At 66.4% G+C, this 24492-nt stretch carries 20 protein-coding genes; 9 read left to right on the forward strand and 11 right to left on the reverse strand.

The window, feature by feature from the left end; translation table 11 throughout:
• Positions 1 to 47 precede the first annotated feature (47 nt).
• Positions 48 to 1295, forward strand: coding sequence for an arsenic transporter (locus tag AC5P8J_RS05020; RefSeq protein WP_021202389.1), 1248 nt, complete (start codon positions 48 to 50; stop codon positions 1293 to 1295).
• Between the two features lie 25 nt (positions 1296 to 1320).
• Here the strand turns inward: AC5P8J_RS05020 and AC5P8J_RS05025 are convergent, their stop codons facing one another.
• From AC5P8J_RS05025 to AC5P8J_RS05045, 5 genes are all read right to left on the reverse strand, one after another.
• On the reverse strand, positions 1321 to 2754 hold the full coding sequence (locus AC5P8J_RS05025; RefSeq protein ID WP_021202388.1) for an OprO/OprP family phosphate-selective porin: 1434 nt from the start codon (positions 2752 to 2754) through the stop codon (positions 1321 to 1323).
• Positions 2755 to 2888: 134 nt separating this feature from the next.
• Entirely contained in the window at positions 2889 to 3665 is a 777-nt protein-coding gene (locus AC5P8J_RS05030; protein ID WP_005409726.1) for an ABC transporter permease, read from the reverse strand.
• Positions 3649 to 4482, reverse strand: a complete 834-nt coding sequence (locus AC5P8J_RS05035) for an ABC transporter ATP-binding protein (protein WP_014647218.1) — start codon at positions 4480 to 4482, stop codon at positions 3649 to 3651. The genes AC5P8J_RS05030 and AC5P8J_RS05035 overlap by 17 nt, the downstream gene beginning before the upstream one ends.
• A gap of 13 nt (positions 4483 to 4495) precedes the next feature.
• A complete protein-coding gene (locus AC5P8J_RS05040) occupies positions 4496 to 5554 on the reverse strand; it encodes an ABC transporter substrate-binding protein (protein ID WP_495216653.1) in 1059 nt (352 codons plus the stop codon).
• 75 nt (positions 5555 to 5629) lie between these two features.
• Complete coding sequence (locus AC5P8J_RS05045; RefSeq protein ID WP_021202386.1) at positions 5630 to 6751, reverse strand: 4-oxalomesaconate tautomerase; 1122 nt, start codon at positions 6749 to 6751, stop codon at positions 5630 to 5632.
• A gap of 109 nt (positions 6752 to 6860) precedes the next feature.
• Between AC5P8J_RS05045 and AC5P8J_RS05050 the strand changes: the two genes are divergently transcribed.
• On the forward strand, positions 6861 to 7763 hold the full coding sequence (locus AC5P8J_RS05050; RefSeq protein WP_010485668.1) for a LysR family transcriptional regulator: 903 nt from the start codon (positions 6861 to 6863) through the stop codon (positions 7761 to 7763).
• 61 nt (positions 7764 to 7824) lie between these two features.
• Here the strand turns inward: AC5P8J_RS05050 and AC5P8J_RS05055 are convergent, their stop codons facing one another.
• Both AC5P8J_RS05055 and AC5P8J_RS05060 read right to left on the reverse strand, forming a co-directional pair.
• Positions 7825 to 8205 (reverse strand): hypothetical protein, encoded by a 381-nt coding sequence (locus AC5P8J_RS05055; RefSeq protein WP_019337724.1) that lies wholly within the window; start codon positions 8203 to 8205, stop codon positions 7825 to 7827.
• A gap of 108 nt (positions 8206 to 8313) precedes the next feature.
• Positions 8314 to 8841 carry a DUF6622 family protein gene (locus AC5P8J_RS05060; protein ID WP_021202385.1) on the reverse strand — a complete coding sequence of 176 codons (528 nt, stop codon included), beginning with the start codon at positions 8839 to 8841 and terminating at the stop codon, positions 8314 to 8316.
• Positions 8842 to 9075: 234 nt separating this feature from the next.
• Between AC5P8J_RS05060 and AC5P8J_RS05065 the strand changes: the two genes are divergently transcribed.
• Complete coding sequence (locus AC5P8J_RS05065) at positions 9076 to 10227, forward strand: serine hydrolase domain-containing protein (RefSeq protein ID WP_021202384.1); 1152 nt, start codon at positions 9076 to 9078, stop codon at positions 10225 to 10227.
• A gap of 6 nt (positions 10228 to 10233) precedes the next feature.
• On the opposite strand, the gene AC5P8J_RS05070 is transcribed toward AC5P8J_RS05065, so the two are convergent.
• Positions 10234 to 11106, reverse strand: a complete 873-nt coding sequence (locus AC5P8J_RS05070; RefSeq protein WP_021202383.1) for a methylenetetrahydrofolate reductase — start codon at positions 11104 to 11106, stop codon at positions 10234 to 10236.
• Positions 11106 to 12020, reverse strand: a complete 915-nt coding sequence (locus AC5P8J_RS05075; RefSeq protein WP_021202382.1) for a LysR family transcriptional regulator — start codon at positions 12018 to 12020, stop codon at positions 11106 to 11108. The genes AC5P8J_RS05070 and AC5P8J_RS05075 overlap by 1 nt, the downstream gene beginning before the upstream one ends.
• A gap of 75 nt (positions 12021 to 12095) precedes the next feature.
• Between AC5P8J_RS05075 and msuE the strand changes: the two genes are divergently transcribed.
• From msuE to AC5P8J_RS05090, 3 genes are read left to right on the forward strand one after another with little or no spacing between them, the layout of a single operon-like run.
• Positions 12096 to 12683, forward strand: a complete 588-nt coding sequence (gene msuE, locus AC5P8J_RS05080) for an FMN reductase (protein ID WP_021202381.1) — start codon at positions 12096 to 12098, stop codon at positions 12681 to 12683.
• Positions 12684 to 12739: 56 nt separating this feature from the next.
• A complete protein-coding gene (locus tag AC5P8J_RS05085) occupies positions 12740 to 13717 on the forward strand; it encodes a DUF1852 domain-containing protein (protein ID WP_021202380.1) in 978 nt (325 codons plus the stop codon).
• 42 nt (positions 13718 to 13759) lie between these two features.
• The gene (locus tag AC5P8J_RS05090; protein ID WP_021202379.1) at positions 13760 to 14788 is read left to right on the forward strand and encodes a methionine synthase; all 1029 of its coding nucleotides are present in this window, start codon (positions 13760 to 13762) and stop codon (positions 14786 to 14788) included.
• A 740-nt stretch (positions 14789 to 15528) separates the two neighbouring features.
• Here the strand turns inward: AC5P8J_RS05090 and AC5P8J_RS05095 are convergent.
• Together AC5P8J_RS05095 and AC5P8J_RS05100 are read right to left on the reverse strand one after the other, a co-directional pair.
• Entirely contained in the window at positions 15529 to 16272 is a 744-nt protein-coding gene (locus AC5P8J_RS05095; RefSeq protein WP_021202377.1) for a FadR/GntR family transcriptional regulator, read from the reverse strand.
• A 107-nt stretch (positions 16273 to 16379) separates the two neighbouring features.
• Complete coding sequence (locus tag AC5P8J_RS05100; RefSeq protein ID WP_227852920.1) at positions 16380 to 19271, reverse strand: TonB-dependent receptor; 2892 nt, start codon at positions 19269 to 19271, stop codon at positions 16380 to 16382.
• 241 nt (positions 19272 to 19512) lie between these two features.
• Between AC5P8J_RS05100 and AC5P8J_RS05105 the strand changes: the two genes are divergently transcribed.
• From AC5P8J_RS05105 to AC5P8J_RS05115, 3 genes are read left to right on the forward strand one after another with little or no spacing between them, the layout of a single operon-like run.
• Entirely contained in the window at positions 19513 to 20952 is a 1440-nt protein-coding gene (locus AC5P8J_RS05105) for a polysaccharide lyase 6 family protein (protein ID WP_134729217.1), read from the forward strand.
• Entirely contained in the window at positions 20949 to 23177 is a 2229-nt protein-coding gene (locus AC5P8J_RS05110) for an oligoalginate lyase (protein WP_227854187.1), read from the forward strand. The genes AC5P8J_RS05105 and AC5P8J_RS05110 overlap by 4 nt, the downstream gene beginning before the upstream one ends.
• On the forward strand, positions 23174 to 24478 hold the full coding sequence (locus tag AC5P8J_RS05115) for an MFS transporter (RefSeq protein WP_021202373.1): 1305 nt from the start codon (positions 23174 to 23176) through the stop codon (positions 24476 to 24478). The genes AC5P8J_RS05110 and AC5P8J_RS05115 overlap by 4 nt, the downstream gene beginning before the upstream one ends.
• Positions 24479 to 24492: the final 14 nt, after the last annotated feature.

A 24492-nucleotide genomic window follows, 5' to 3' on the forward strand; every position in this document is an offset into this window, starting at 1 on the left:
CCCCCCCTGCGCCGGGGTCGCTGCAGGTGCCGCTGAAGCCCCACTCCATGCTCCCCCCCCAAGCCCCCCTCGTGATCTGGGCAGCGGTCGCCGTTGCCACCCTCGGTCTGCTGTTCCGTCCTTTCCGCATCCCCGAATATGTGTGGGCGCTGGGCGCTGCCGCCCTGTTGCCGTTGCTGGGCGCAGTGTCGCTGCACACCGCATGGGGCGCGGTGGCCGAAGGCCGCGACGTCTACCTGTTCCTGGTCGGCATGATGGTGCTGGCCGAACTGGCGCGGCGCGAAGGCCTGTTCGATTGGCTGGCGTTGTACGCGGTGCGGCATGCGGGCGGATCCGGGCGACGCCTGTTCGACCTGGTATTCCTGGTCGGCACGCTGGTGACAGTCTTTCTTTCCAATGATGCGACAGCCGTGGTGTTGACCCCGGCGGTCTACGCCGCCTGCAAGGCGGCGCGCGCCAATCCCCTGCCCTACCTGTTCGTCTGTGCATTCATCGCCAATGCGGCCAGCTTCGTGCTGCCCATTTCCAATCCGGCCAACCTGGTGGTGTACGGCCAGCACATGCCGCCGCTGCTGCAGTGGCTGGCGCAGTTCGCGCTGCCGTCGGCGGCGGCGATCGGTGCCACCTACCTGGTCCTGCGCTGGGTGCACCGGCGCGAGATCGCCCAGCCGCTGGTGGCCGCGCCGGCGCATCGCCCGTTGACCGACGGCGGCCGGCTGAGCGCACTGGGCGTGCTGTTCACCGGCACCGTGTTGCTGGTCACGTCCGCCTTGAACGGGCCATTGGGCCTGACCACGTTCTGCGCGGGCGCGCTGAGTGTGGCGGTGGTGGCGATCCGCCAGCGGCGCAGCCCGCTGCCACTGCTGCGCCACGTGTCCTGGGGCGTGCTGCCGCTGGTGGCGGGACTGTTCGTGCTGGTGGAAGCGGTGGCGCAGACCGGTGTCATCCAGAGCGCGGCCAGCGCACTGCAGGCCGTGGCGCAGGCATCTCCCCGCCAGGCCAGCTGGCTGGCCGGGGGCGCGGCCGCGCTGCTGAGCAACGTGGCCAACAATCTGCCGGTCGGCCTGGCCGCCGGTTCGCTGGGCCAGATGGCCGACCTGCCCGCGCAGACCCGTGCCGCATTGCTGGTCGGCGTGGATCTGGGACCCAACCTGTCGGTCACCGGTTCGCTGGCGACGATGCTGTGGCTGGTGGCGCTGCGCCGCGAGGGCGAGCATGTCAGCGCGCTCGACTTCCTGCGCGTCGGCGCGCTGGTGATGCCGCCTGCACTCATCGCTGCGTTGTTGCTGCTGTGACCAGAATGCAGGCGGCGGCCCGGCCCTAGAAGGCCAACTGCAGACGGGTATTGAAGGTGGTGCCTTCATCCCTGCCCGCAGCACTGCCGCTGCGGTGGCGGGTCTGCCAGCGCACGGCTTCGAACATCACCCGGCTGAAATCGTTGAGGTACCAGTTCGCGCCCAGTGTCCACGCGTGGCCGGTACCACCACTGGGCAGTTCGGCATAGTCCACGTCCTCATAGCGGCCCTTCAGCTCCCACGCGCCACTGCCGCCGCGCGTCACCGGATCGGCCACCTTTACCTTGCCCCACGTGCCGGCCTTGCCCGAGTAGGACGGCAGCGCGCCCGCCAGGAACCAGCCAGCGGAGATCGCCCACGCCTCGTGGTCGCGATCATAGCGCCCGCCGGCATCGGCCCCGCGCAGGCTTCGCGTACCCCACTCGCCGGTTGCCCACGCCGGGCCGAAGAAGCCGGCCAGTTCCGCACCGTAGGCGGTGCTGCGCTCGGCGCCCACCAGCGTGCCCGGTGTGATCCTGACCAGATCGTTGAAATGCCCCGCGATGGCCGAACTGCGCACCACGCCGGTGGCCCCGGTGGGAATCTTCTCGTGGAAGGCCCATGCGCCCAGATGCACCGTGGCGTCGGCAGTGTCCAGCGGATTCCAGTGGACGCGGGTGGCCCAGGTCTGGCTGTCGTTGTCGGTGCCGGCGTTGTTGAGGTCGTTGCCGGCTACCGACAGGCTGGCATGCCAGCCCTTTCCATACACCCGCTCGGTGAGCCCGACACCGAACAGGCCGCGCTGCGGCAGCATCAGCGTGCCGACCACGTTGCGGTCCTGGAACGGCGTGTTGGACGTGCTGCTGGAGCCGTCGATACCCCGGTCGTTGAGGCGGTTGCCCACGGTCAGGTCGGCCGGCAGCCCGAACAGGCGGTGTTCCACGGTGGCGTAGACCGACTTCCACGCCACCGCGTTGTCGGCGAAGTCACCTTCCACTGCCCAGCCGAGGATACCGTAGCGGCCTTCGGCGCCCAGCCGCACCGAGCGGATCTCGGTACCGGAGATATTGCGGTCACTCACTGAGGATCCGTCGGTGCTGGATGCGTCGACGAACAGGCGTCCGCGCGGACGGAACGCCACGGCGCCATCGGCACTGCTGAACTCCGGCGCACCCTTGGCCCAGGAGACCTTCGGCAGTCTGGACTGGCTGGTTTCCAGTGCGGCCACCCGCGTTTCCAGCGCAGGCGGGGGCGGCGTTGACGGTGCGCCCGCACTGCCCTGCCCGCCCTCCACGGCACGCAGGCGCGCCTCCAGTTGCTGGATCTGCAGTGCCTGCTGCTGCACCAGGCGTGAGAGTTCGGCCTGGCTCAGTGGTGCGGGAGGGGACGAAACAGCCTGGGCGCCAACATGGCCACTGGCCAACAGCAGGCCAAGCGCGACCGGCAGCACTGCCAGCGGCAGCACGGTGGAATGATTCATGGGCTCTCTCTCCGGCCAGCCGGCCGCCTGGCCCGGCGCTGGCCTGTTGCGGTGGTGCGGGGGAAGATCGGGGGAGGAAGCGCGCGCCGCCGGATCGGCCCGGCGGCGCGGCAGGCGGGCTCAGCCCGGCCCGGTCAGCTGGTGGCCTGTGCCTGCGCGTTGGGACGCCAGGTGATCAGCTTGTTCTCGACCACGTCCAGCAGCGCGTCGATGACCAGCACGAAGGCGGCCAGGATGATGATGCCGGCGAACACACCCACGGCATTGAAGTTGCCCTCGGCCTGCGCGATCAGGTAACCCAGGCCCGCCGAGGCCCCGAGGTACTCACCGATGATCGCGCCGACCACCGCGAAGCCCACCGAGGTGCGCAGCGAAGACAGGATCCAGCTCGCCGCTGCGGGGAAGTAGACATGGCGCAGCAGGTCGCTGCGGCTCGCCCCCAGGATGCGGGCATTGGCCAGCACCACCGGATTCACCTCGCGCACGCCCTGCATGGCATTGAAGAACGTGGTGAAGAACACCAGCGTGACCGCCAGCGCCACCTTCGACCACAGCCCCAGGCCCAGCCACAGCACGAAAATCGGCGCCAGCACCACGCGCGGAATCGCGTTGAAGCCCTTGATGAAGGGATCGAGGATGCGTGCCGAGCGGCGGCTCAGGCCGAGCCAGACGCCGCCGGCCACACCCAGGCCGGTGCCGATGATGTAGCCCAGCGCGGTTTCGGTCAGCGTGATGTAGACATGCTGATAGAACGACGTATCGGACAGCCAGGTCCAGGCCTGCTGCACGATGGCGGTTGGCGATGGGAAGAAGAACGGATCGATCACGCCCAGCGCGATGCCGCCTTCCCAGCCACCGAACACGGCAACCACCAGCGCGAGCTGGATGAATTTGTCAGTCTTGGCGTGCATAGCTCTTCTCCACTTCGCCGCGCAGGCAGGCCCAGATGTCGCGGTACAGGTCGGTGAAACGGTCATCCAGCTTGATCTCGGCCACGTTCCTCGGCCGTTCCAGATCCACATCGAAACTGCGCACCACGCGGCTGGCCGGGCCGGAGGACAGCACCACCACGCGGTCGCCCAGGGCGATGGCTTCTTCCAGGTCGTGGGTGATCAGGATCACCGAGCGGCGATCCTCCTGCCACAACCGCAGCAGCTCGTTCTGCATCAGATGGCGGGTGTGGATGTCCAGCGCCGAGAAGGGTTCATCCATCAGGATCACCTTCGGCTCGACGATCAACGCCTGGGCCATCTGCACGCGCTTGCGCTGGCCACCGGACAGCTGGTGCGGGTAGCGATGCTCGAAGCCGGCCAGGCCGACCTTGGCCAGCCAAGCGTTGGCCTTGGCCTTGCGTTCGGCCTCGGGCACACCACGGAAGCGCAGGCCGAGTTCAACATTCTGGTACGCGGTCTTCCACGGCAGCAGCGCGTCCTGCTGGAACAGGTAGCCGACCGACTCCTGCACGCCGCTGACGGCACGGCCATCGATGCTGACCTGGCCCGACGACGGCTTCAGCAGGCCCGCCACGGAATTGAGGATGGTGCTCTTGCCGCAGCCGGTCGGCCCGACGATGGCAAGGAACTCGCCGTCACCCACCTGGATGTCGACATCGCGTACGGCGGTGAATTCGCCGAAGGACATGGTCACCTTGTTGATGGCGACCATGGTCTGTGCAGGCTCCAGCTGCGGCGCGCCATTGAACTGGCGCACGGTGGCATTGAGGGCCATGGGTTACCTCCGCTTACGGTTGGGCAGCCGGCGCCGCAGCGTTGGCACGCTCGACGAAGGCATTGGTGTAGGTCCGGGACAGATCGATATCGGCCTTGGCGACATCCGTGTTGAACTCACGCAGCACCTTCAGCGGTGTTTCCAGATCGGCAGGCGTGAAGTGACCGTCCCGGGTGAAGATCGCGCGCGCGTTCTCCACTGCGCGGGCATAGGTGGCGCGGTCACCGGAGACGTAGCTGTCCGGCAGCGCAGCGACGATGTCTTCAGCACTGTTGTCGGCGATGAACTTCAAGGCCATCTGCTCGGCGCGGGCGATCTTCTCGGCCGCTTCGGGGCGCTTGTCCAGGAAGCTCTGGTTGGCGTACATCACCGAGGTCGGGTACAGGCCGCCATAGACCTGGCGGGCGCCGTCGTCGCTGCGCGCGTCGAGGAGGATCCTGCCGACCTTGCGCTCGGTGATCAGGGTGGCGGCGGGATCATAGTTGACCAGCAGGTCGATCTTGCCCTGCTCCAGCGCGGCCACTGCTGCGGCGCCCGAGCCGACCCCGATCAATGAGATGCTGTCGGCCGGAATGTCGTGCTGGGCGAGGAAGTGATGGACGAAGAAGTCGGACGAGGAGCCCGGTGCGGTGATCCCGACCTTCTGGCCCTTGATGGTCTCCGGGCGCGCCGGATCGAAGGTGGCATCCTCGCGGCCGGCCATCACCAGGCCGGAGTTGCGCGAGAGCAGTACGAAGCCCACCACGTCCTTGCCCTTGGCCTGCATCTGGATGGTGTGGTCGTAGAAGCCGACGGCTACGTCGGTGGAATTGGCCACCAGCGCCTGCAGCACCTTGGAGCCGCCCTGGGCGAAGTTCTCGGTCTTCACCTGCAGGCCGACGTCCTTGAAGTAGCCCTTGGCGTCGGCAATGAAGAACGGCAGGTTGTTGAGGTTGTAGGAGCCGACGCTGATGCGCACCGGTGCGTTGTCGCTGCTGCCGGCGGCCGCGCCTTCCACGCGCCCGCTGTTGCTGCATCCGGCCGCGGCCAGCCCGGCCACGCACAGCGCGGCCATCAAGAACTGCTTGTACATCATCCCTCCCAGGAGTGAAGCATCTACGTTGTAATGGCGGGCATGCGCGTCTACGCAGGCCCGTCCGGGTTCAGATCATGCCGCTGACGTCCATTGGCGGGCTTGGGTGGCACTGGCCGTGGCGGGCGCGGGCGAAGTCGCGTACACGCGCCCCTCGAACAAGCGGCGTGCGGTGCGGACCACGCTGGCAATCACCGGCGAATCGCCCGAGCTGCGACTGAGGCCCACCTCCAGCGCCCCACTCGGATGTTCGAGGGTAATGCTGCCGGGAACGGACCGGCATCCGACCAAAGTGTGGGCCAGCGTGCCCGGCGTGACGGCGGCGGTGGCCAGGCCGACCGCGCCGGTAATGGCCAGTGCGGTGTGGCATTGGTGCGGCATGAAATAGCGCACCTGCAGATCGCCGCCCTGCTGCGCCGCCGACAGCAGCACCGGCTTGGGAATGACCTTGTTGCCGGCGTCGGCGATGCCCATGCGGGCGCCCGCCTCGATGCGCAGCGCTTCCAGTCGGCGCATGAACGCCGCGTCCGCGTTCAGTTCGGCGGGCGAGGCATCACCGCGCACGCCCAGGTCTTCGGCACGCACCAGCATCATCGGCATGGCGCAGTCCACCAGGCTGGCCGGCACGCCATTGATGGTTTCCTGCGCATGCCCGCTGGGCAGCAGCTTGCCGGTGCGGGCGCCTGCCGCATCAAGGAAGGACAGCCTGACCGGCGCGGCTGAGCCCGGCGCGCCGGCAATGCGCGTATCACCGCGGTAGGCCACATTGCCGCCCGGCGTTTCCACCGTGGCGATGATCAACTTGCCGGTGTTGACGTTGTGGATGCGCACTTCGGTCTGCGGATCCTGCGCCTGCACCAGCCCACGCTCGATGGCATACGGGCCTACGGCCGCCAGCATGTTGCCGCAGTTGGGCGAGGTATCCACCACTTGCTGCTCGACCCGTACCTGGGCGAACAGGTAGTCGACATCGGCGTCCGGGTGGCTGGAGCGGTCGATGATCGCCACCTTGCTGGTCAGCGCGTTGCCACCGCCGATGCCGTCGATCTGCAGCGGATGTCCCGAGCCCATCACTTCCAGCAGCAGGCGATCGCGTTCGGCGGTGTCCGCCGGCAGGTCGCTGGCCAGGAAGAACGGGCCCTTGGAGGTGCCGCCGCGCATGAGCACGCAGGGAATGCTGAGCAGATCGTTGGACATACGTGTGCTAGATTGATGCGTATAGGGGATGAATGACCCCTCTGTGATTCGATACTGGCATGACCCCAATTGATCTGTGAATTGCTGTTTTTTGGATGATTGATACCTGATGAGCATCAATTGCGAAATCCTCGATCTGCGTGCGTTCCTGCTGGTGTCGGAGACACGCAGCTTTCATCGGGCCGCGGAAATCCTTCACGTCTCCCAGCCCGCACTCAGCCGCCGGATCCAGAAACTGGAGCAGGCGGTGGGCTCGCCGCTGCTGGAGCGCACCACGCGCAGCGTCAGTACCACCGCTGTCGGCGAGAACCTGCTGCCACTGGTGCGCCGCATGCTGGAGGAATTCGATGGATCACTGTTCTCGCTGCGCGGCCGCGAAGACACCCGCGGCGCGACAGTGACCATCGCCTGCCTGCCGACGGCGGCGTTCTACTTCCTGCCCAGCGTGATGGCGCGTTTCCACGAAGCGCACCCGAACGTTCGCTTCCGCATCCTGGATATCCCGGCCACGGAGGGTCTGCAGGCAGTGGAACGTGGCGAAGTCGAGTTCGGCATCAACTTCATGGGCGCCAACGATCCGAATCTCGACTTCGACGTGCTGGCTGAGGACCCCTTCGTCCTCGCCTGCCGGCGCGATCATCCGCTGGCGCGCAAGCGCAAAGTGGAATGGGCCGACTTGGCCGAGCACCAGTTGATCACCGTGCATCGCACCAGCGGCAACCGGACGCTGCTGGATGGTGCGCTGGCGCGCGAGAACCTCAAGTTGAGCTGGCACTACGAAGTGACCCACCTGTCGACGTCACTGGGCATGGTCGAGGCGGGCATCGGGGTGTCGGTGCTGCCGAAGATGGCTACGCCAGATGGGGATCACCCCACCCTGGTGACGCGCGCGATCGGCAACCCGGTGGTGTCACGCACGATCGGCATCGTCCGCCGCCGCGGCGCCCTGCTCTCGCCCACGGCGGAGCGATTCCTGCAGATGCTGATGAGCCAGTGGCGTGGGGAGGCGTGAGCAGCCCCGCAGTTCACGCACCCATCCGTTCCGGCACACGGGGCGCTGACGGGGCCGCCCTTCATGACGAGGCCGCGAAGATCGACGCAATACCTGCAAGCGATCCCACGGCCACCCATGAGAGCGTGGCGAACGCAGTCAGCAGTACCTTCCGGTGGACGGCCTGCGCTTCGTTCTGGGCCTCCGACCGTCGCGCATAGGGCCTGGAGAAACCCAGCAGTTCGCCGGTGACAGTCAACACCCCCATCAGGATCAGTGCGGTCACGCAGAAGCCGAACATGGAGCCTATGAAGGCCAAATGGCGGGTGTCGCCGATAGCCGGCTGAGTCCCGGCCAGGGCTTCCACAAGTTGCCCCGTCCACCGTGCGGGCAGCCAAGCCAGGGCTGCGACAATGCCGAAGTGACTGGCCACGTTGATCCAGAACCAGGATGTGGTCTTCATGACGTCAGCGTTTCCGGTGTTGGCCAGTGGCGGGCATCGTGACGCCTGCGCCAGCCCCGCGCAACGCTGCATGGGGAAGCCGGCCAGCGGCCGGCACTACCAGGTCAATCAGCCTGCGGTTTCCAGCCCCTTGCCTGCCGCATCCATCCGCAACGAGGCCAGGTACCGGCAGTACTTGCCGACGAAGATGCCAGTGAACCCGCCCGTCAGCAGCAGGTAGGCGGCACTGAAGCCGGCACTGGCGGACAGCGACGGCGACACCGCAAACGCGACTTCGAAGCCGTACTTCACCAGGAAGGTGACCAGCAGCAGCGGCAGCAGGCTGAAGTCCGCGCTGCGCCAGAGCTTGCCGGTGCTGCGGTCCAGCGTCAGCTTCAATCGATTCAGCAGCAGCCAGGCAAGTGCCGCGCCCGTGGCTATGCCGGCAAGCCACTCGCTCCAGGCGGCCAGCGACGCGCCGAAGCGATGACTGATCGACCACGCGCCCCAGACGGCGAACAGCGCGGGCACGATCGCCAGTTTGTGCAGCGAGGTTTCTGCAGGCTTCATGGCGGCGATGCCACGGGTGACCAGGAAGGCCAGGAGCAGCCAGACCCAGATCGGCGTCTGCGAGGCGAGTTGCTGGAGCATGTTCATGAGCGGTCCCCTTGATGAGTGGTGGCTGAGTGGTGGCGAGGTGCCCTCGCCTTGGCGCTCACTATTCGCTTCCGCCCGGGTTGCAGCCAGTGACAGCTGTCAGCCATCGCGGATGACCCGCCGGCATGCTGCGCGTCCCCGGCAGCTGTCGGGGTGGATTCACCCGGTGCACCCTGCGCGGGCCGGCCCTCAGTCCGCGCTACCATCACCACGACGCCGCTGCGAGCCACGTGCATGTACCACGACCCTGTTCGACGTCGCCTGTGTGCGGCGCTGCTGGCCACTGGCTTCGGCCTGTCAGCACCATCGGCGCTGGCGAGCCGGGCGACGTTGGCGGGATGCGGTTCGCTGACCGCATTGCTGCAGGCCGAACGGCAGCCTGGCATGGCGGCCGTTCTGGTTGATCACGGGCGCATTGCCGCGCTGTGCACGACCGGGCGGCTCGATGACACCCGGCCTGCACCGATTGATCGCCATACCGTGTTCGAACTGGGGTCGATCACCAAGCTGTTCACGGCCCTGCTGATTTTCCGGCTCCAGCAGCGGCATCTGCTCGACGTCACCGCGCCCATCGGCCAGTACATGGAAGGGTTGCCTTCCGCATGGGCATCCACTTCGCTGCTGCAGCTGCTGAGCCATACCTCAGGCATTCCCAACTATCTGAATGAAGAAAATTTCCTGCGGTTGATGCCGACGAATCCAGCCCCCCGTGAATTGCTCGCAGAGGTGGCCGAGCGGCCGCTGGCGTTTGCGCCCGGTGCGCGGCACGCCTATTCCAATACGAACTACATCCTGCTCGGCCTGGCCATAGAGCATGCAACCGGCATGGACTACTGGCGGGTTCTGCAGGAGGAGATACTGTCGCCGCTGGGCATGCGCGATGCGGGACCGCGTCGTGCAGGCGATCGGCGCCGGGTTGCCCAGGGGCATCTGTTCCAGGATGGCCACTGGCGCGCACCACCGCCCACTGCTCCGGGCTCGGCATGGGCCGCCGGCGGCCTGCTCGCCAGCATCGACGACATGGCGCGCTTTGCTGTGGCGCTGGACCAGCATCGACTGTTGCCCGAGGCGGCCCTGAAGCGGATGTGGTGCGACACACTCCTCGCCAATGGCAGCAAGGCGGGCTGGGGGGCCGGCTGGGAAGTTTCCGATGGCGGAAAGGTAGTCGGCCATGGCGGCGGGACCGCAGGCTTTACCGGGTATCTCCGGCACCGTCCCACCGATCGAAGAACGCTCGTCGTACTGATCAATCGCGCCGGAGACATCAACCCGCAGGGCATTGCAGAGCGCCTCGACCTGGGCATGAGTCGCTGCAATGGGAGGCTTTCCAGGCCGGCGCCTTCGCTGGATCAACCCGGCACCCGGACAACGCGATCCATGCCATGACGCAGATCATCGGCGCTGGCTGATGGAAATGCGCCGCCGGTACTGCGCCACCCACTCCAGCGACGGCGCAACACCGCCGAACGGGAAGAAATGCGGGCTGACCTGGCCATGGGCGCGGGTCAGCCCCTTCACCAGGCGATCGACGAACACCTCCGGCCCTGCCGTGCCGAGCAGGCGGCCGATCGAGATGCCGTACTTGGCGAGCATCGATGCACTGGCGCCTACGCCGCACATCGCGGCGTAGCGCAGCAGGCGAGAGACGCTGGCCGGGCCCGGCACGCCGACCAGCACCGGAACGCTGATGCCGCGCGCGCGCAGTGCATCCAGCCAGGCCAGCACGGCATCGGCATCGAAGGCGAACTGGGTGACGATCACAGGCGCCATGCGGCGCGCTTCGATGGCCTGGCACTTGCGTTCGAGTACCTGCCAGCGAGCGTCGCCGCTCATCGCCGGATGGCCTTCCGGATGCCCGCCGATACCTACGACCTTGATGCCGAAACGCTCAAGACGCCCGGTCTCGATGATCGAAGCACTGTCGGCAAACGGCCCGGCAGGCGTCGCGAGGTCACCGGCGATCAGCAGGCAGCGCTCCACCCCGGCTTCGCTGGTGGCGCGCTCCAGGAAGCGTTCAAGCGCTGTGCGTGACCCGATGCGCCGCGCGGAGAGATGCGGCATCGGCTCGAATCCGAGCGCGCGCACGGTGCGCACGGCGGCCAGGCGGGCGTCGTCATCCTCGCTGGCCAGCCAGGGAATGGAGATGACCGTACCGCGCGGGATCCGATCCGCCTCGGCGCGCAGCGCGGGCATGGCCTTCGCGCTGACTTCCAGTGAAAAGGCGTTGATGAAGGCTTCCGCGTGCGCTGAGGTACCGGCCGGCATCAGCGCGCCTCGCGTGCATTGCCGGCAAGCGGCGAGCTGTTGCGGGCCAGTTCGATGAAGGCCTGCAGGTAGTCGATACCGGTATCGGCCTCGCGCGCGCCCAGGTAGATCTGCTTGGGGATGCCCTTGGCGCCCAGGCGCACGGGCACCACGTCCATGCGCGTGGCGTACTCCTCCACCAGCCAGCGCGGCATGGCAGCCACGCCGCGGCCGCTGGCCACCATCTGCATCATGATGTCGGTGGTTTCGATGGCCTTGTGGCGCCGCGGCGTGATGCCGGCCGGCAGCAGGAACTGGTTGTAGATGTCCAGGCGCTCGAACGGCACCGGATAACTGATCAGCACTTCCTGGCCGAGCTGGCGCGGCTTTACGTGGTCCACCTTGGCCAGGGCATGGTTCCCGGCCACCACCAGCACCTGTTCGTAGTCGAACACGGGAATGAACTTCAGGCCCGGCTTCAGCAGCGGGTCGGGGGTAACCAGCAGGTCGATCTCGTAGCCGAACAATGCGCCGATACCGCCGAACTGGAACTTCTGCTTGACGTCCACATCCACGTCCGGCCATGCCGCCAGGTACGGTGAGACGATCTTCAACAGCCACTGGTAGCAGGGATGGCACTCCATGCCGATGCGCAGCGCACCACGCTCGCCCTGCGCGAACTGGCGCAGGCGCTCCTCGGCCAGGTCCAGCTGCGGCAGCACCCGGTTGGCCACTGCCAGCAGGTACTGTCCGGCCTGGGTCAGCCGCAGGCTGCGACCCTCACGCAGCCAGACCTCGGTACCCAGCTGCTGCTCCAGCTTCTTCATGCTGTGGCTGAGCGCCGACTGGGTCAGGTTGAGCACGCCGGCGGCGGCGGTGAGCGAGCCCTGCTGCTCGACCTGCTGCACGATGCTGAGGTGGATGCGCTCCAGCATGACGATGAATCTCACTCATGGATAGGTGAAGTAATACCATTTTACGTCATGGAAAGGCATGACTAGGATCGGGTCATGCCTTCATCCCACCGCCCTCTCCGTATCGTCGCCGTGTCCGGCGGACTGCAGCGCCCCTCGCGGGCCACCCTCCTGGCCGAGCATCTGCTGGGCGTGATCGGCAACGACGTCCATTGCGAACACCATCTGATCGAGCTCGGCGAGCTCGCCCCGCAGCTGGCCGGCGCCCTGTGGCGCTCACAATTGCCCGAGGCTGTCGAGCGCCAGCTGCTTGCCGTCGAGCAGGCCGATGTCCTCGTGGTGAGCACGCCGGTCTATCGCGGCTCGTACACCGGGCTGTTCAAGCATTTCTTCGACTTCATCCACCAGGATGCGCTGGTCGACACCCCCATCCTGCTGGCCGCGACCGGCGGCAGCGAGCGCCATGCGCTGGTGATCGATCACCAGCTGCGGCCGCTCTTCAGCTTCTTCCAGGCCCGCACCCTGCCGCTGGGCGTCTATGCCACCGACCGCGATTTCGCCGACGGCCGCGTGCGCAACGAACCGCTGATCGAGCGCGCTCGACTGGCGGTCCACCGAGCCATGCCACTGCTGGCCCTGGCCCGCCATCCCGTCGCCGCCCTCGAGGCTGCCGCAGCACCCTGAATGCCGGATGCCCTCGCCCGCATCCGGATGTCACCCCGCATCACGGAACGCCGCCCATGACGAACGACACCTTCACCTTCAGCATCACGCGCATCCCCTTCAACGAGGACTACCAGCCCGCCGAGGGCACGCGCATCACCACCAATTTCGCCAATCTGGCGCGCGGCGCTTCCCGGCGGGAAAACCTGCGCAACACCCTCAGCATGATCAACAACCGCTTCAACGACCTGGCGCACTGGGACAACCCGAGCGCCGATCGTTATGCCGTCGAGCTGGACATCATCTCGGTGGAGATGCACATCGACGGCGCCGACGGCAACGATCCGTTTCCGTTGATCGAGGTGCTGCAACCGACCATCGTCGACACGCGGACCGGCGCGCGTACCGAAGGCATCGTCGGCAACAATTTCTCGTCCTACGTGCGTGACTATGATTTCAGCGTGGTGCTGCCGGCCAGCAACGAGGGCAAGGCCACCTTCGGTCTTCCGGAAGGCTTTGGCGACCTGCATGGCAAGCTGTTCAAGCACTTCCTGGGATCGGGCGCCTACCGCGCCAGCTTCCGCAAGGGGCCGGTGATCTGCATCAGCGTCTCCAGCAGCAGGACCTACCACCGCACCGAGAATCATCACCCCATCCTGGGCGTGGAGTACCGGCAGGGCGAGTTCTCCGCCACCGACCACTACTTCGACAAGATGGGCCTGCAGGTACGTTACTTCATGCCGCCGGGCAGCGTCGCGCCGCTGGCGTTCTACTTCCAGGGCGACCTGCTGGGCGACTACTCGAACCTGGAGCTGATCGGCACCATCAGCACGATGGAAGCGTTCCAGAAGATCTACCGCCCGGAGATCTACAACGCCAATTCCGTGGCCGGCAAGGTCTACCAGCCCAGCCTGAAGCACCAGGATTACTCGTCCACCCGCATCGTCTACGACCGCGAAGAGCGCAGCCAGCTGGCGGTCAAGCAGGGCCGGTTCACCGAAGAGCACTTCATCAAGCCGTACCGCGCCGTGCTTGAGCAGTGGGCTGCGCGCTGATCCATCGATTTCCCCTTCGCATTCCAGGACAACCCGACACCGATGAAGAAACTGCTCCCCACCTCCACCGCCGGCAGCCTGCCAAAGCCGTCCTGGCTGGCAGAACCCGAAAAGCTCTGGTCGCCCTGGAAGCTGCAGGACGAAGGCCTGGCTGAAGGCAAGCAGGATGCGCTGCGCCTGTCGCTGCAGGAACAGCAACACGCGGGCATCGACATCGTCAGCGACGGTGAGCAGACCCGGCAGCACTTCGTCACTACCTTCATCGAGCATCTCAGCGGCGTTGACTTCGAAAAGCGCGAAACCGTGCGCATCCGTAACCGCTACGATGCCAGCGTGCCCACCGTGGTCGGCGCCGTGAGCCGTCCGAAGCCGGTGTTCGTGGAGGATGCGAAGTTCCTGCGCCGCCAGACTGCGCAGCCGATCAAGTGGGCGCTGCCCGGCCCGATGACGATGATCGACACGCTGTACGACGCCCACTACAGGAACCGGGAAAAGCTGGCCTGGGAGTTCGCGAAGATCCTCAACGAGGAAGCGAAGGAGCTGGAAGCGGCCGGCGTGGACATCATCCAGTTCGATGAGCCGGCCTTCAATGTGTTCTTCGACGAAGTGAACGACTGGGGCGTGGCCGCCCTGGAGCGCGCGATCGAAGGGCTGACGTGCGAGACAGCCGTGCACATCTGCTACGGTTACGGGATCAAGGCCAACACCGACTGGAAGCAGACGCTGGGATCGGAATGGCGCCAGTACGAGGAATCGTTCCCGAAACTGCAGGCCTCCAGCCTCGACATCATTTCGCTGGAATGCCATAACTCGCACGTGCCGATCGACCTGATCGAGCTGGTCCGTGGCAAGAAGGTGATGGTAGGCGCGATCGACGTGGCCTCGAGCGCGGTGGAAACACCGGAAGAAGTGGCCGACACCCTGCGCAGGGCGCTGCAGTTCGTGGATGCCGACAAGCTTTACCCCAGCACCAACTGCGGCATGGCGCCGCTGGCCCGCACCGTGGCCAGGGGCAAGCTGCGCGCGCTCAGCGAAGGGGCCAGGATCGTGCGTGAGGAGCTTTCGGCGTAGCGCTTGCCAGGGCTGTGGGCGTCCTGCCGGGTACCGACCACGCCTGACACGTTAACCGCCCCAAGGGCCTGGCAGGCTGCCGCAGTGCGAGCGCCTGCTTGATGCGTGCCACCTCCCCTGTCCCGGCCTCGGCCAGGCGGCGCGCCTGCTGGCGCTGCTCCCGTGTGAGCGGCGGCGGCCGCGCCGCGCCTGCCGAAGGCGCGGCGCCCACAAGACAGGCGACCGCGTCGCGCAGCCGCAACCGGGGGCAAAGCCGAGCCGCGCACCAGCGCTCGGCATAGCGCCGGGCTTGCCGCGCATTCACCGCGTGCACCACCTTGGCCGGGGACATCCTGCGTGCATCCAGGTACACCTGGAAGCCGAGCACTGCGTGCGGGACGATGCTGGCCACGATGCGGCCGCTCCACCATAGATCCCAGCGCTCACCGCGTTGCACCCAGCCGGAGGACGCGGGGACTGCCGGGAGACCGCGAAGATCGGAGAAGGAATGCATGCAGGAAGGATACGGGCTGCCGTCGCAGGGGATGAGATTCGAATGGGCACGTAGCCGCGGCCGTGAATCGTTCAATGGAAACGCAACGGTGCAGTATGGTCGCTGCCCTCTCGGCACCGGCATGCATCATTGGCATGACACATCACCGGCGATCACCCGCCGGCATGCTCAACGATGCAACAGCCATTACCCCCGGCGCTGGCCAGGTCGCGGCACGCAGACGCTCGGCCGGTGTCCGCTCCGTCGTTCAGATCCGCGTCGTGGCCAGGAACCGTTCACGATCCTGCTGCGTGCGCCGGCGGATCTCCTCCAGCGCCTGGCTTTCGGTCGCCTGCAGCATGGCCTCGAACAGGCGCTGGAAGTGATGGCGCATCGCATTGCGCGCGGCCACCGGATCACGTGCGCGCAATGCTTCGAAGATGGCCATGTGCTCGTCGGCACGGCTGGCGCCATCATCATGGCAGACCCGCGCATAGACTTCGGTTACCCGCGGCAACTCGCTGCGCATGCGCCAGATCTGCTGCACGAAGAACTCCACCACCGGGTTGCCGGAGAGGCGCGCGATGGTCAGGTGGAAGCGGCGGTCGTACTCGCCGGCTTCCGCGTCGCTCAGGTCGCGACGGCACAGCGCTTCGGCCAACGCCTGAAGCTCGGCAATGCCGGCATCATCCAGATTGCTTGCCGCCAGAGCGGCGGCCTCGGCCTCGAATACCGCGCGGGCAGCGGTGAGGTCGAAGGCGCTGACATCCGGCAGCCCGCCGGACGCCTGCGTCGGGCGCGGCTTCACGTGCACGCCCGAACCGATACGGATCGCAATCCAGCCCTGTGCCTCCAGTGCAATCTCCGCTTCGCGGATGGTGACCCGGCTGACGCCAAACCGTTCGGCCAGCTCGCGCTCGCCCGGCAGCCGCGAGCCCGGCGGGAATTCGCCGTCCTCGATCAGCTTGCGGAGCTTGGCAGCGATGGTCTGGTAAAGGCGGTTGGCGGACATGCGGCTGACCCTTGGCAATTCAATTCCTTCCGGGTCCCTGCCCTGCCACCGCGGCCGGCGAGGGTCCGGTTGGAGCGACGGCGCGGCCACTGGCCGCGCCGCCCTGTTCAGAACTTGTATCGTACACCGAAATACGCACGCCGCCCGTAGGTCACTACTTCGCGGAAGTTCCCATAAAGCGGCTGGTAGGCCACGCGCGGCTCGTTGGTCAGGTTCATCAACTCCAGCGACAGCGACAACTGCTTGTTCACCCGGTAGCGCAGGCGCAGGTCCACGCTGGTGTTGTCATCGTAGTAGCGGTTCTGCTGCGCGGCGTTGCCGGTGAAGTCCTGGTAGTAGTGCGAGCGGAACTTGCCGATGGCCTGGATGTTGAAGCGCCCGACGTCCCAGTAGATCGAGCCGGACAGGACGTGCCGCGAGAAGCCGCTGAGACCGGCCGGCGGCACGATCGCCGGAATGATCGTGCCATCACCGGCCAACTGCTCACCCAGCCGTGAATCCTGGGTCTGGTAGTCGGCATCGGCATAGTTGTAGCTGACCTTGAAGCCCAGCCCGTCGAACGGCTTGGGCAGGTAAGACAGTCGATGGGTGGCGGTCAGCTCGAAGCCGGTCAGCGTACTGTCCTCGTCGGTGGTTACCTGCTGCCGCACCGGCACGGTCACGCTCCGGCCGTCGATGGTGTAGGTCTCAGGCACCAGCGCGGTGGCGGTGCCGCCGTTGAACTGCTTCCAGTACACCGCGCCGGCCAGCATCGTGTCCGGGTTCGGGTACCACTCCAGGGAGAGGTCACCGTTCCAGGACATCAGCGGCTGCGCAGCGGGGTTGCCGCTGGCACTGATGTCATCCAGCGCGTCGGCCAGATTGCCGTAGGTGGCATCACTACTGACGTTGATGGTGCGCCCGGCGCCCAGCGCGGCGATGTCCGGCCGTGACATAGCGCGGTATGCACCGACCCGCAGCAGTACGTCCGGGCGCAGTTCGAAGGCCGCGTTGAGGCTGGGCAGCAGCTTGTCGTTGCCCGCCTTGAACACCTGCGTGCTGTACGCACCGGTGGGTTGCAGGCGGATCGTGCCGTCACCGTTGTCCTCGATACGCAGCCCCGTACGCACGCCTTCGGAGCGAACGTCGGTCTTGACCCAGCGCAGGCCCAGGTTGCCGGTCACCGGCAAGCCGAACAGGCTGCTGCTGAACTCACCCATCAGATAGAGCGCGCGTGTCTTCTCGGTGATATCGACATTGTTCGGATCCTGGAAACCCGGATCCAACCCACTGTCGAGGCTGCCACGGAACGACTGGTACAGGCAGTCCGGAACGAAGTACGCCCACGAGGAGATCGTGTTGCCGCTGGCGGCATCCATGAAGTCATCCTGCGGGAACGGCGCACGGCAGGCCTGGTTGGCGGCGATGATCTTCGCCTTGTCGGCCGCCACGCGCTGGTCGTAGTCGGTTACCAGGGTGTTGTCGCGCAGGCGGTAGTCGGCCTGGCTGGCACGCACGCCGCCCTTGATGCGGGTGAAGAAACCGGACTCGGGCATGAAGCTGGCATCGAAGCGGCCGGCCCTGATCCTGTGGTCGTTCTCCGTTGCGCTGGACGTGACGCGCGCCGCGCCGGTGTAGGCGTCCCAGTTGTTGGGGTCGAAGTTCGGCGCCAGCGCAACACTGGGCACTTCGCCGCGCCAGTCCCAGTCATAGTCCACGTAGCCGGTGGCACCACTGCTGATGCCCGGCACGATGGCATTGTTGACGTCGCGCTGGTTGGCGCGCAGGCGGGTCATGCGCTCGCTGTCGAGGCGATTGGTGTGCGAGTACGAAAGATCGGTGGACAGTTCCCAGGCCGGGGTCGGTCGCAGGATCAGGTTCAGGCCACCCCCGGTGTATTCCTCGCCACGCCAGTAGCGGTTTGAGGTGGAATCAATCGAGGTGCTGCCATGCAGGTGGCGCACGATGCCGTCCTCGTCCACCTCGCGCCGGGTGATGCCACGGCGGGCGTTGGACAGGCTCAGGTCGCTGCGGTTCTCGTACCAGTTGCGCTCGGTGTGTTCGAAGTCGAGGTTCACTTCAACCACGTCATTGGGCCGCCACTGCAATGCGGCGAACTCGCTCTGCCGGTCGTTGCGCTCCTGCTTGAGCCGGTAGATGCGGCTGCTGGGCACCAGGTAATAAGGTGCGCCGTTGGCGATGGCCTGCGCGGACACTTCATTGCAGTTGGCATTGCTCACGTTCTGCGTGCCATCGCAGGCATACCAGGTGGAACCGCTGGTGATGCTCTCTTCCGGGTCGGTGCCATCCAGGCGCTGGAAGCCCAGCGAGATGCCCAGCTTCTGCCCGTTGCCGAACTCGAACTGGTCGATGTAGCTGGCGGTACCGCGATAGCCGATGCCGTCGTCGTCGCGGTACTTCTTGTCATACTCGGCCCAGCTGCCGCGCAGGTCCAGCTGCGCCGCACGCTTGCCGTACTCCAGTGGGCGCACTGTTTCCAGGCCGATGGTGCCAGCCACGCCGCCTTCGATGATGTCGGCACGCTGGGTCTTGTAGATGGCCACCGTGTTGATCAGCTCGGCCGGGAACATGTTGAAGTTCACCGAGCGGTCGCCGCTGCCATTGGTGATTTCGCGGCCGTTGAAGTTGGTGCTGCTTAGGAAGGCGCCCAGGCCACGGATCGAGATCTCCGACGCACCGGTCTTGTCGCGGGTCGAGGCGGCACCGGTCAGGGTCTCGATCGCGTCGGCCAGCGACGGCGCCGGCAGGTCGCCGATGTCATCTGCGGAAAGCACGTCTGCGATGACCGTGTCGTCGCGCTTCTTGTTGATCGAACTCTGCATCGATTCGCGGATGCCGGTGACCTGCACCTGGTCCAGCGTGGTGGGATCCTGCCCTGCCGCGTCCTTGCCGGATTGCGCGTGGGCAGCGGGCAGGCCAGCCAATGCGGCAAGCAGCGCCACGATCAGGGGTGTAGGGGACAACGAGATGCTGTGCACTGCTCCGGCGGGTCGCCGCATGGTTTCCTCCTCCCAAAGGATCGCCTGCATGCCAGGCGTGGGACGCAGCTTCGGCACGGCGACATGAAAATGTCAACCAATTGGTATGCGATTGTTCAAATGCCTTTGATCCATACCAGTTGATCGCAATTTAATGTGCTCATGCAGCATGACTTTGCGCGAAAGCTGGCTTACAACAGACCTGAAAGTGGTATGCAGGCCCACCCTGAAACGACGGCCCGGCCGTCCCTGGAAGGATTTCATGCGCATTCACTCGCTGGCGCGTCACCGATCCAATGGTTCATGGCTATTTTGCCTGACCACTGGTCTGGCAATGTGCCTGACCACTCCAGCAGCAAGTGCAGCCAGCTGGCTCGTCCACGATGTCGCGGAGTTCGCTACCGCCGCCTCGGCGCTGCAGCCCGGCGATGAGATCGTGCTGGCTGACGGCACCTGGACCGACGCCCGGCTGCTGCTGAAGGGCCAAGGCACGGCGGATGCCCCGATCGTGCTGCGCGCGCAGACCGCCGGCAAGGTCATCTTCAGCGGGCGCTCGGACCTGCGCCTGGCGGGGAGCTACCTGCAGGTGTCCAACCTGGTGTTCCGCAGCGGCTATGCGCCGGGTGATGCGGTGGTGGCATTCCGCGAGTCGAGCAAGGCCGTCGCCAGCAACAGCCGCGTCACCGGCTTGGTGATCGACGACTACACCAACCCCGATGCCAGCGACCAGGACTACTGGGTGTCGCTGTATGGCAGCCACAATCGGTTGGACCACAGCCAGCTGCGCGGCAAGACCAATGCGGGACCCACAGTCGTGGTGGTGCGCGATGCAACCCAGGGCCTGGACAACCAGCACCGCATCGACCACAACTGGTTCGGGCCGCGCCCGGCGCTGGGCGTCAATGGCGGCGAAACCCTCCGCGTCGGCACCAGCGATAGCTCACTGAGCGATTCCAACAGCACGGTGGAGAACAACTGGTTCGAAGGCTGCGACGGCGAGACCGAGATCATCAGCAACAAGTCCGGCGGCAACACCTACCGCGGCAACGTGTTCTATCGTTCCGCCGGAGCACTCACCCTGCGCCACGGCAATGGCAACCGGGTGATCGACAATGTCTTCCTCGGCGATGACAAGGCCGGCACCGGCGGCGTACGCATCATCAACGCCGACCAGACCGTCAGCAACAATTACTTCGAGCGGCTGGCCGGGTCCAGCAACCGTTCGGCACTGGCGGTGATGGATGCGCAGGCCAATCCGCCGCTGTCCGGCTATGCGCCGGTGGTGAATGCCACGATCAGCCGCAACACCTTCGTGGACGTGGCGAAGATCAGTTTCGGTGTCGGCCATGATGAGGCGAAGGGCATCGTGGTGGCCGCCAGCAACAGCCGCTTCACCGGCAACCTGATCGTCAACCGCGACAACCGGAATCCGCCCACTGCCGCCAGTTCGCTGGCCGGCATCGACTTCAGCGGCAACGTGCAGTCGCCGGCAGCCAGCACCGTGTTCCCGGGAGGCGTAGAGAGCCGTGGTGTCAGCCTGCAGCAGGCTGATAGCGGATTGTGGGTTGCCACGCCTGCCCTGCCCGCCGTGGGCGCCGATCCTGCCTTGACGATGACCGCACGCGAGGCGACCGGCGTCGACTGGTATCCCAAGGTGGGCGAAGCCACCCTCTCACGCACCCGCACTGGAGTTGATCGATGAGGTTGCAGCCGCTGTTCGTTTCCTTGGCTTTGGCCGCCCCCTTCGCCCTGCTGCCGAGCGCATCGCTGTTCGCATCCCCCACTGCTGCCGTGCGACAGGCCGAAGCCGCGCCGGTGCTGGTCACCGCCGCACAATGGCAGCAGATGGCCAGCGAAGGCCGCCGCTACCCGTGGTTTGCCAAAGAGCAGGCACGCACCGAAGCAACGCTGAAGAAGATGATGAAGGCCGGCATCGACGTGCCGGTACCGAAGGACAAGGGCGGCGGCCGCACCCACGAACAGCACAAGCGCAACTACCAGGCGCTGCTGGCGGCAGGCACGCTGTACCGGCTGACCGGCGACAGGGCCTACGTGGACTATGCGCGCGACATGCTGCTGCAGTATGCCCAGCTCTACCCGACGCTGGGCCCGCACCCGGAAGGCCGTGGGCAGATCCCCGGGCGCGTGTTCTGGCAGGTGCTCAACGATTCGGTATGGCTGGTCAACGCCATCCAGGGCTACGACGCGATCCGCGACGCGCTGTCCGCCAACGACCGCAACACCATCGAATCGAAGGTGTTCCGGCCAATGGCCGAGTTCCTCGTCAGCGAGCCGAAGAACTACGACCAGATCCACAACCACGCCACCTGGGCGGTGGCCGCCACCGGCATGACCGGCTACGTGCTGCGCGACCCTGAGCTGGTGGAGAAATCCCTGCGCGGCAGCCGGAAGGACGATCAATTCGGCTTTCTTCGGCAGATCGACCTGCTGTTCTCGCCCGATGGTTACTACGAGGAAGGCCCCTACTACCAGCGCTATGCACTGGCGCCGTTCCTGCTGTTCGCCAATGCCATCGAACGCAACGAACCGCAGCGGAAGATCTTCGCGCGCCGCGACGGCGTGCTGTTGAAGGCCGTGGATGTGCTGGTGCAGTCCAGCTACAACGGCTTGTTCTTCCCGATCAACGACGCCATCCTGGACAAGGGCATCGACACCGAAGAGCTGGTGGCCGGCATCGGCATCGCCTATGCGCGTACCGGTGACGACCGCCTGCTGTCCGTGGCCCAGCAGCAGAAGCGCCTGCTCTTGTCGCCCGAGGGCCTGCAGGTGGCGCAGGCGCTGGCGGCGAACAAGACCAGGCCCTTCGACTATCGGCCGATGCTGCTGCGCGATGGCCCCGACGGCGATCGCGGCGGCCTGGCGATCCTGCGCATGAACGGCGAACGCGGCCAGGCGCTGGTGCAGAAGGACACGATGCAGGGCATGGGCCATGGCCACTTCGACAAGCTCAACTGGCTGTTCTACGACAACGGCAATCCAGTGGTGACCGACTACGGCGCGGCCCGCTTCCTCAACGTGGAAGCCAAGCGCGGCGGCATCTACCTGGCCGAGAACCGCAGCTGGGCCAAGCAGACCGTGGCGCACAACACCCTGGTGGTGGACGAGCAGAGCCACTTCAAGGGCGACTGGAAACGCGGCGAGGAACACGCGCCGCAGGTGCGCTTCTTCCAGGCCGATGCCGATACCCAGATTGCCTCGGCAACGATGCGCGACGCCTACCCCGGCGTGGTGTTCACCCGCACCCAGGCGCTGCTGCGCCATCCCGACCTGGGCCTGCCGGTCGCGCTGGACCTGCTGCAGGTGCACGGCGGCAAGGCCGCGCGCTACGACCTGCCGCTGCACTTCAACGGCCACATCGTCACCACCGGCTTCGAAGCCGAACACTTCCCCGCCCAGCGCCCGGTGCTGGGCAAGGACAACGGCTACCAGCACCTGTGGCTGGATGCACGCAGCAAACCCGGCAGCGAGCCGCGGTCGCTGACATGGCTGCTGGACGGGCGCTTCTACACCTACCGCTTCGGCAGCAGTGCGCCGGCACAGGCGCTGCTGGTGGAAAGCGGCGCGAACGATCCGGAATTCAACCTGCGCCGCGAACCGGCCCTGCTGCAGCGCGTGGACGGACAGAAGGACGTGACCTTCTTCAGCGTGCTGGAGCCGCACGGCGAGTACAACGGCACCGCCGAATACGTGCACGGCGCGGACAGCCGCATCAAGGACATCGTGCGCAGCCGGGGCAACGATGCCGAGGTGATCGAGCTGCGCCTGGCCAGCGGTGCACGCATCGCCCTCGGCGTGGCCGACGACAGCAGCGCCAAGGGCGAGCACAGCGTGAGCGTGGACGGCCATGCCTACCGCTGGAGCGGCAGCCATGCACGCATGGACCGCAGCAAGGTTGACGGCAAATGAACGGCCCTGCGGTGGTGGCCAACCTGCGCAAGGTGCCGCTACGGTCGGCCGTGCGCTGGCTGATCGTGGGCCTGATCGCCGTGGCCACGGTGATCAACTACATCGACCGCAACGCACTGGCGGTAATGTGGCCGGAAATCGCCAGGGAAGTGGGCGCCACCAAGGATGACTACGCCCTGCTGGTGACGGTGTTCATGCTGTTCTACGCCGCTGGCCAGTTCCTGTTCGGGCGCCTGTTCGACATGATCGGCACGCGCCTGGGTTTCGCCCTGTCGATCAGCGTGTGGTCGATCTCCATCGCCCTGCACGCGATCACCCATTCGATGCTCTCCTTCAGCCTGGTGCGGGCGATGCTCGGCATCAGCGAAGCCGGGGCGTGGCCGGGCGCGGTCAAGGCCAATGCCGAGTGGTTCCCGGCGCGCGAGCGCGCATTGGCGCAAGGCGTGTTCAACGCCGGCGCGTCGATCGGCGCGATCGTTTCCGCGCCGGCCATCGCCGGCCTCTACCTGTGGCTGGGCTGGCGCGGCACCTTCGTGCTGGTCGGTGCGATCGGCTTCCTGTGGCTGCTGCCATGGCTGTTTGTCTACCGCGCCGGGCCGGACAAGCATCCGTGGGTGAGCGATGCCGAGCGCCGGTTGATCCAGGAAGACCAAGCCGGGCAGCAGGCAGAGGTGGCACCGAAGGCCAGCGTTCGTGAGCTGCTGGCCCACCGGCAGAGCTGGGGCATGCTCGCCTGCCGCTTCCTCCTGGACCCGATCTGGTGGTTGTTCGTGTCCTGGCTGCCGATCTACCTGGCCGAAACCTTCGGCTTCGACATCAAGCAGATCGGCCTGTTCGCCTGGGTGCCGTTCGTTGGCGCGATGCTGGGCAGCCTCAGCGGCGGTTGGCTGTCCGGGCGGATGATCCGCGCCGGGCACAGCGTGGACCGCGCCCGCAAGCTGGCCATCACGCTGGGCTGCGTGATCATGGCCCCTGCCCTGCTGGCTGCCGTGCTGGCCAACCAGCCGCTACTGGCGGTGCTGGCAATCGCTGCGGTGCTGTTCGGCTTCCAGGTGGCCATCGGCAACATCCAGACCCTGCCGGGCGACCTGTTCGACGGCCGCTCGGTGGGCACGCTGGCAGGCCTGGGTGGCCTGGCCGCCGTGGCCGGCACCTTGATCACCACCTGGCTGGTGCCGGTGCTGACCCGCCACTCCTATGCGCCGATCTTCATCCTCGTCGCCGCCCTGGTGCCGCTGTCGCTGGCCGCGCTGTGGTGGTGGACCGGCCCGATCCACAAGCTCGACCGCCGCGCCGGCTGAGCCTGCATCTCTCT

Source organism: Stenotrophomonas sp. YJH_SMC_37, assembly GCF_059370035.1.

Excerpts from the sequence above, each read along its gene's own strand:
- AC5P8J_RS05020 (WP_021202389.1), top strand. The coding sequence starts at position 48 with ATGCTCCCCCCCCAAGCCCCCCTCGTGATCTGGGCAGCGGTCGCCGTT.
- AC5P8J_RS05025 (WP_021202388.1), bottom strand. The coding sequence starts at position 2,754 with ATGAATCATTCCACCGTGCTGCCGCTGGCAGTGCTGCCGGTCGCGCTT.
- AC5P8J_RS05030 (WP_005409726.1), bottom strand. The coding sequence starts at position 3,665 with ATGCACGCCAAGACTGACAAATTCATCCAGCTCGCGCTGGTGGTTGCC.
- AC5P8J_RS05035 (WP_014647218.1), bottom strand. The coding sequence starts at position 4,482 with ATGGCCCTCAATGCCACCGTGCGCCAGTTCAATGGCGCGCCGCAGCTG.
- AC5P8J_RS05040 (WP_495216653.1), bottom strand. The coding sequence starts at position 5,554 with ATGTACAAGCAGTTCTTGATGGCCGCGCTGTGCGTGGCCGGGCTGGCC.
- AC5P8J_RS05045 (WP_021202386.1), bottom strand. The coding sequence starts at position 6,751 with ATGTCCAACGATCTGCTCAGCATTCCCTGCGTGCTCATGCGCGGCGGC.
- AC5P8J_RS05050 (WP_010485668.1), top strand. The coding sequence starts at position 6,861 with ATGAGCATCAATTGCGAAATCCTCGATCTGCGTGCGTTCCTGCTGGTG.
- AC5P8J_RS05055 (WP_019337724.1), bottom strand. The coding sequence starts at position 8,205 with ATGAAGACCACATCCTGGTTCTGGATCAACGTGGCCAGTCACTTCGGC.
- AC5P8J_RS05060 (WP_021202385.1), bottom strand. The coding sequence starts at position 8,841 with ATGAACATGCTCCAGCAACTCGCCTCGCAGACGCCGATCTGGGTCTGG.
- AC5P8J_RS05065 (WP_021202384.1), top strand. The coding sequence starts at position 9,076 with ATGTACCACGACCCTGTTCGACGTCGCCTGTGTGCGGCGCTGCTGGCC.
- AC5P8J_RS05070 (WP_021202383.1), bottom strand. The coding sequence starts at position 11,106 with ATGCCGGCCGGTACCTCAGCGCACGCGGAAGCCTTCATCAACGCCTTT.
- AC5P8J_RS05075 (WP_021202382.1), bottom strand. The coding sequence starts at position 12,020 with ATGCTGGAGCGCATCCACCTCAGCATCGTGCAGCAGGTCGAGCAGCAG.
- msuE (WP_021202381.1), top strand. The coding sequence starts at position 12,096 with ATGCCTTCATCCCACCGCCCTCTCCGTATCGTCGCCGTGTCCGGCGGA.
- AC5P8J_RS05085 (WP_021202380.1), top strand. The coding sequence starts at position 12,740 with ATGACGAACGACACCTTCACCTTCAGCATCACGCGCATCCCCTTCAAC.
- AC5P8J_RS05090 (WP_021202379.1), top strand. The coding sequence starts at position 13,760 with ATGAAGAAACTGCTCCCCACCTCCACCGCCGGCAGCCTGCCAAAGCCG.
- AC5P8J_RS05095 (WP_021202377.1), bottom strand. The coding sequence starts at position 16,272 with ATGTCCGCCAACCGCCTTTACCAGACCATCGCTGCCAAGCTCCGCAAG.
- AC5P8J_RS05100 (WP_227852920.1), bottom strand. The coding sequence starts at position 19,271 with ATGCGGCGACCCGCCGGAGCAGTGCACAGCATCTCGTTGTCCCCTACA.
- AC5P8J_RS05105 (WP_134729217.1), top strand. The coding sequence starts at position 19,513 with ATGCGCATTCACTCGCTGGCGCGTCACCGATCCAATGGTTCATGGCTA.
- AC5P8J_RS05110 (WP_227854187.1), top strand. The coding sequence starts at position 20,949 with ATGAGGTTGCAGCCGCTGTTCGTTTCCTTGGCTTTGGCCGCCCCCTTC.
- AC5P8J_RS05115 (WP_021202373.1), top strand. The coding sequence starts at position 23,174 with ATGAACGGCCCTGCGGTGGTGGCCAACCTGCGCAAGGTGCCGCTACGG.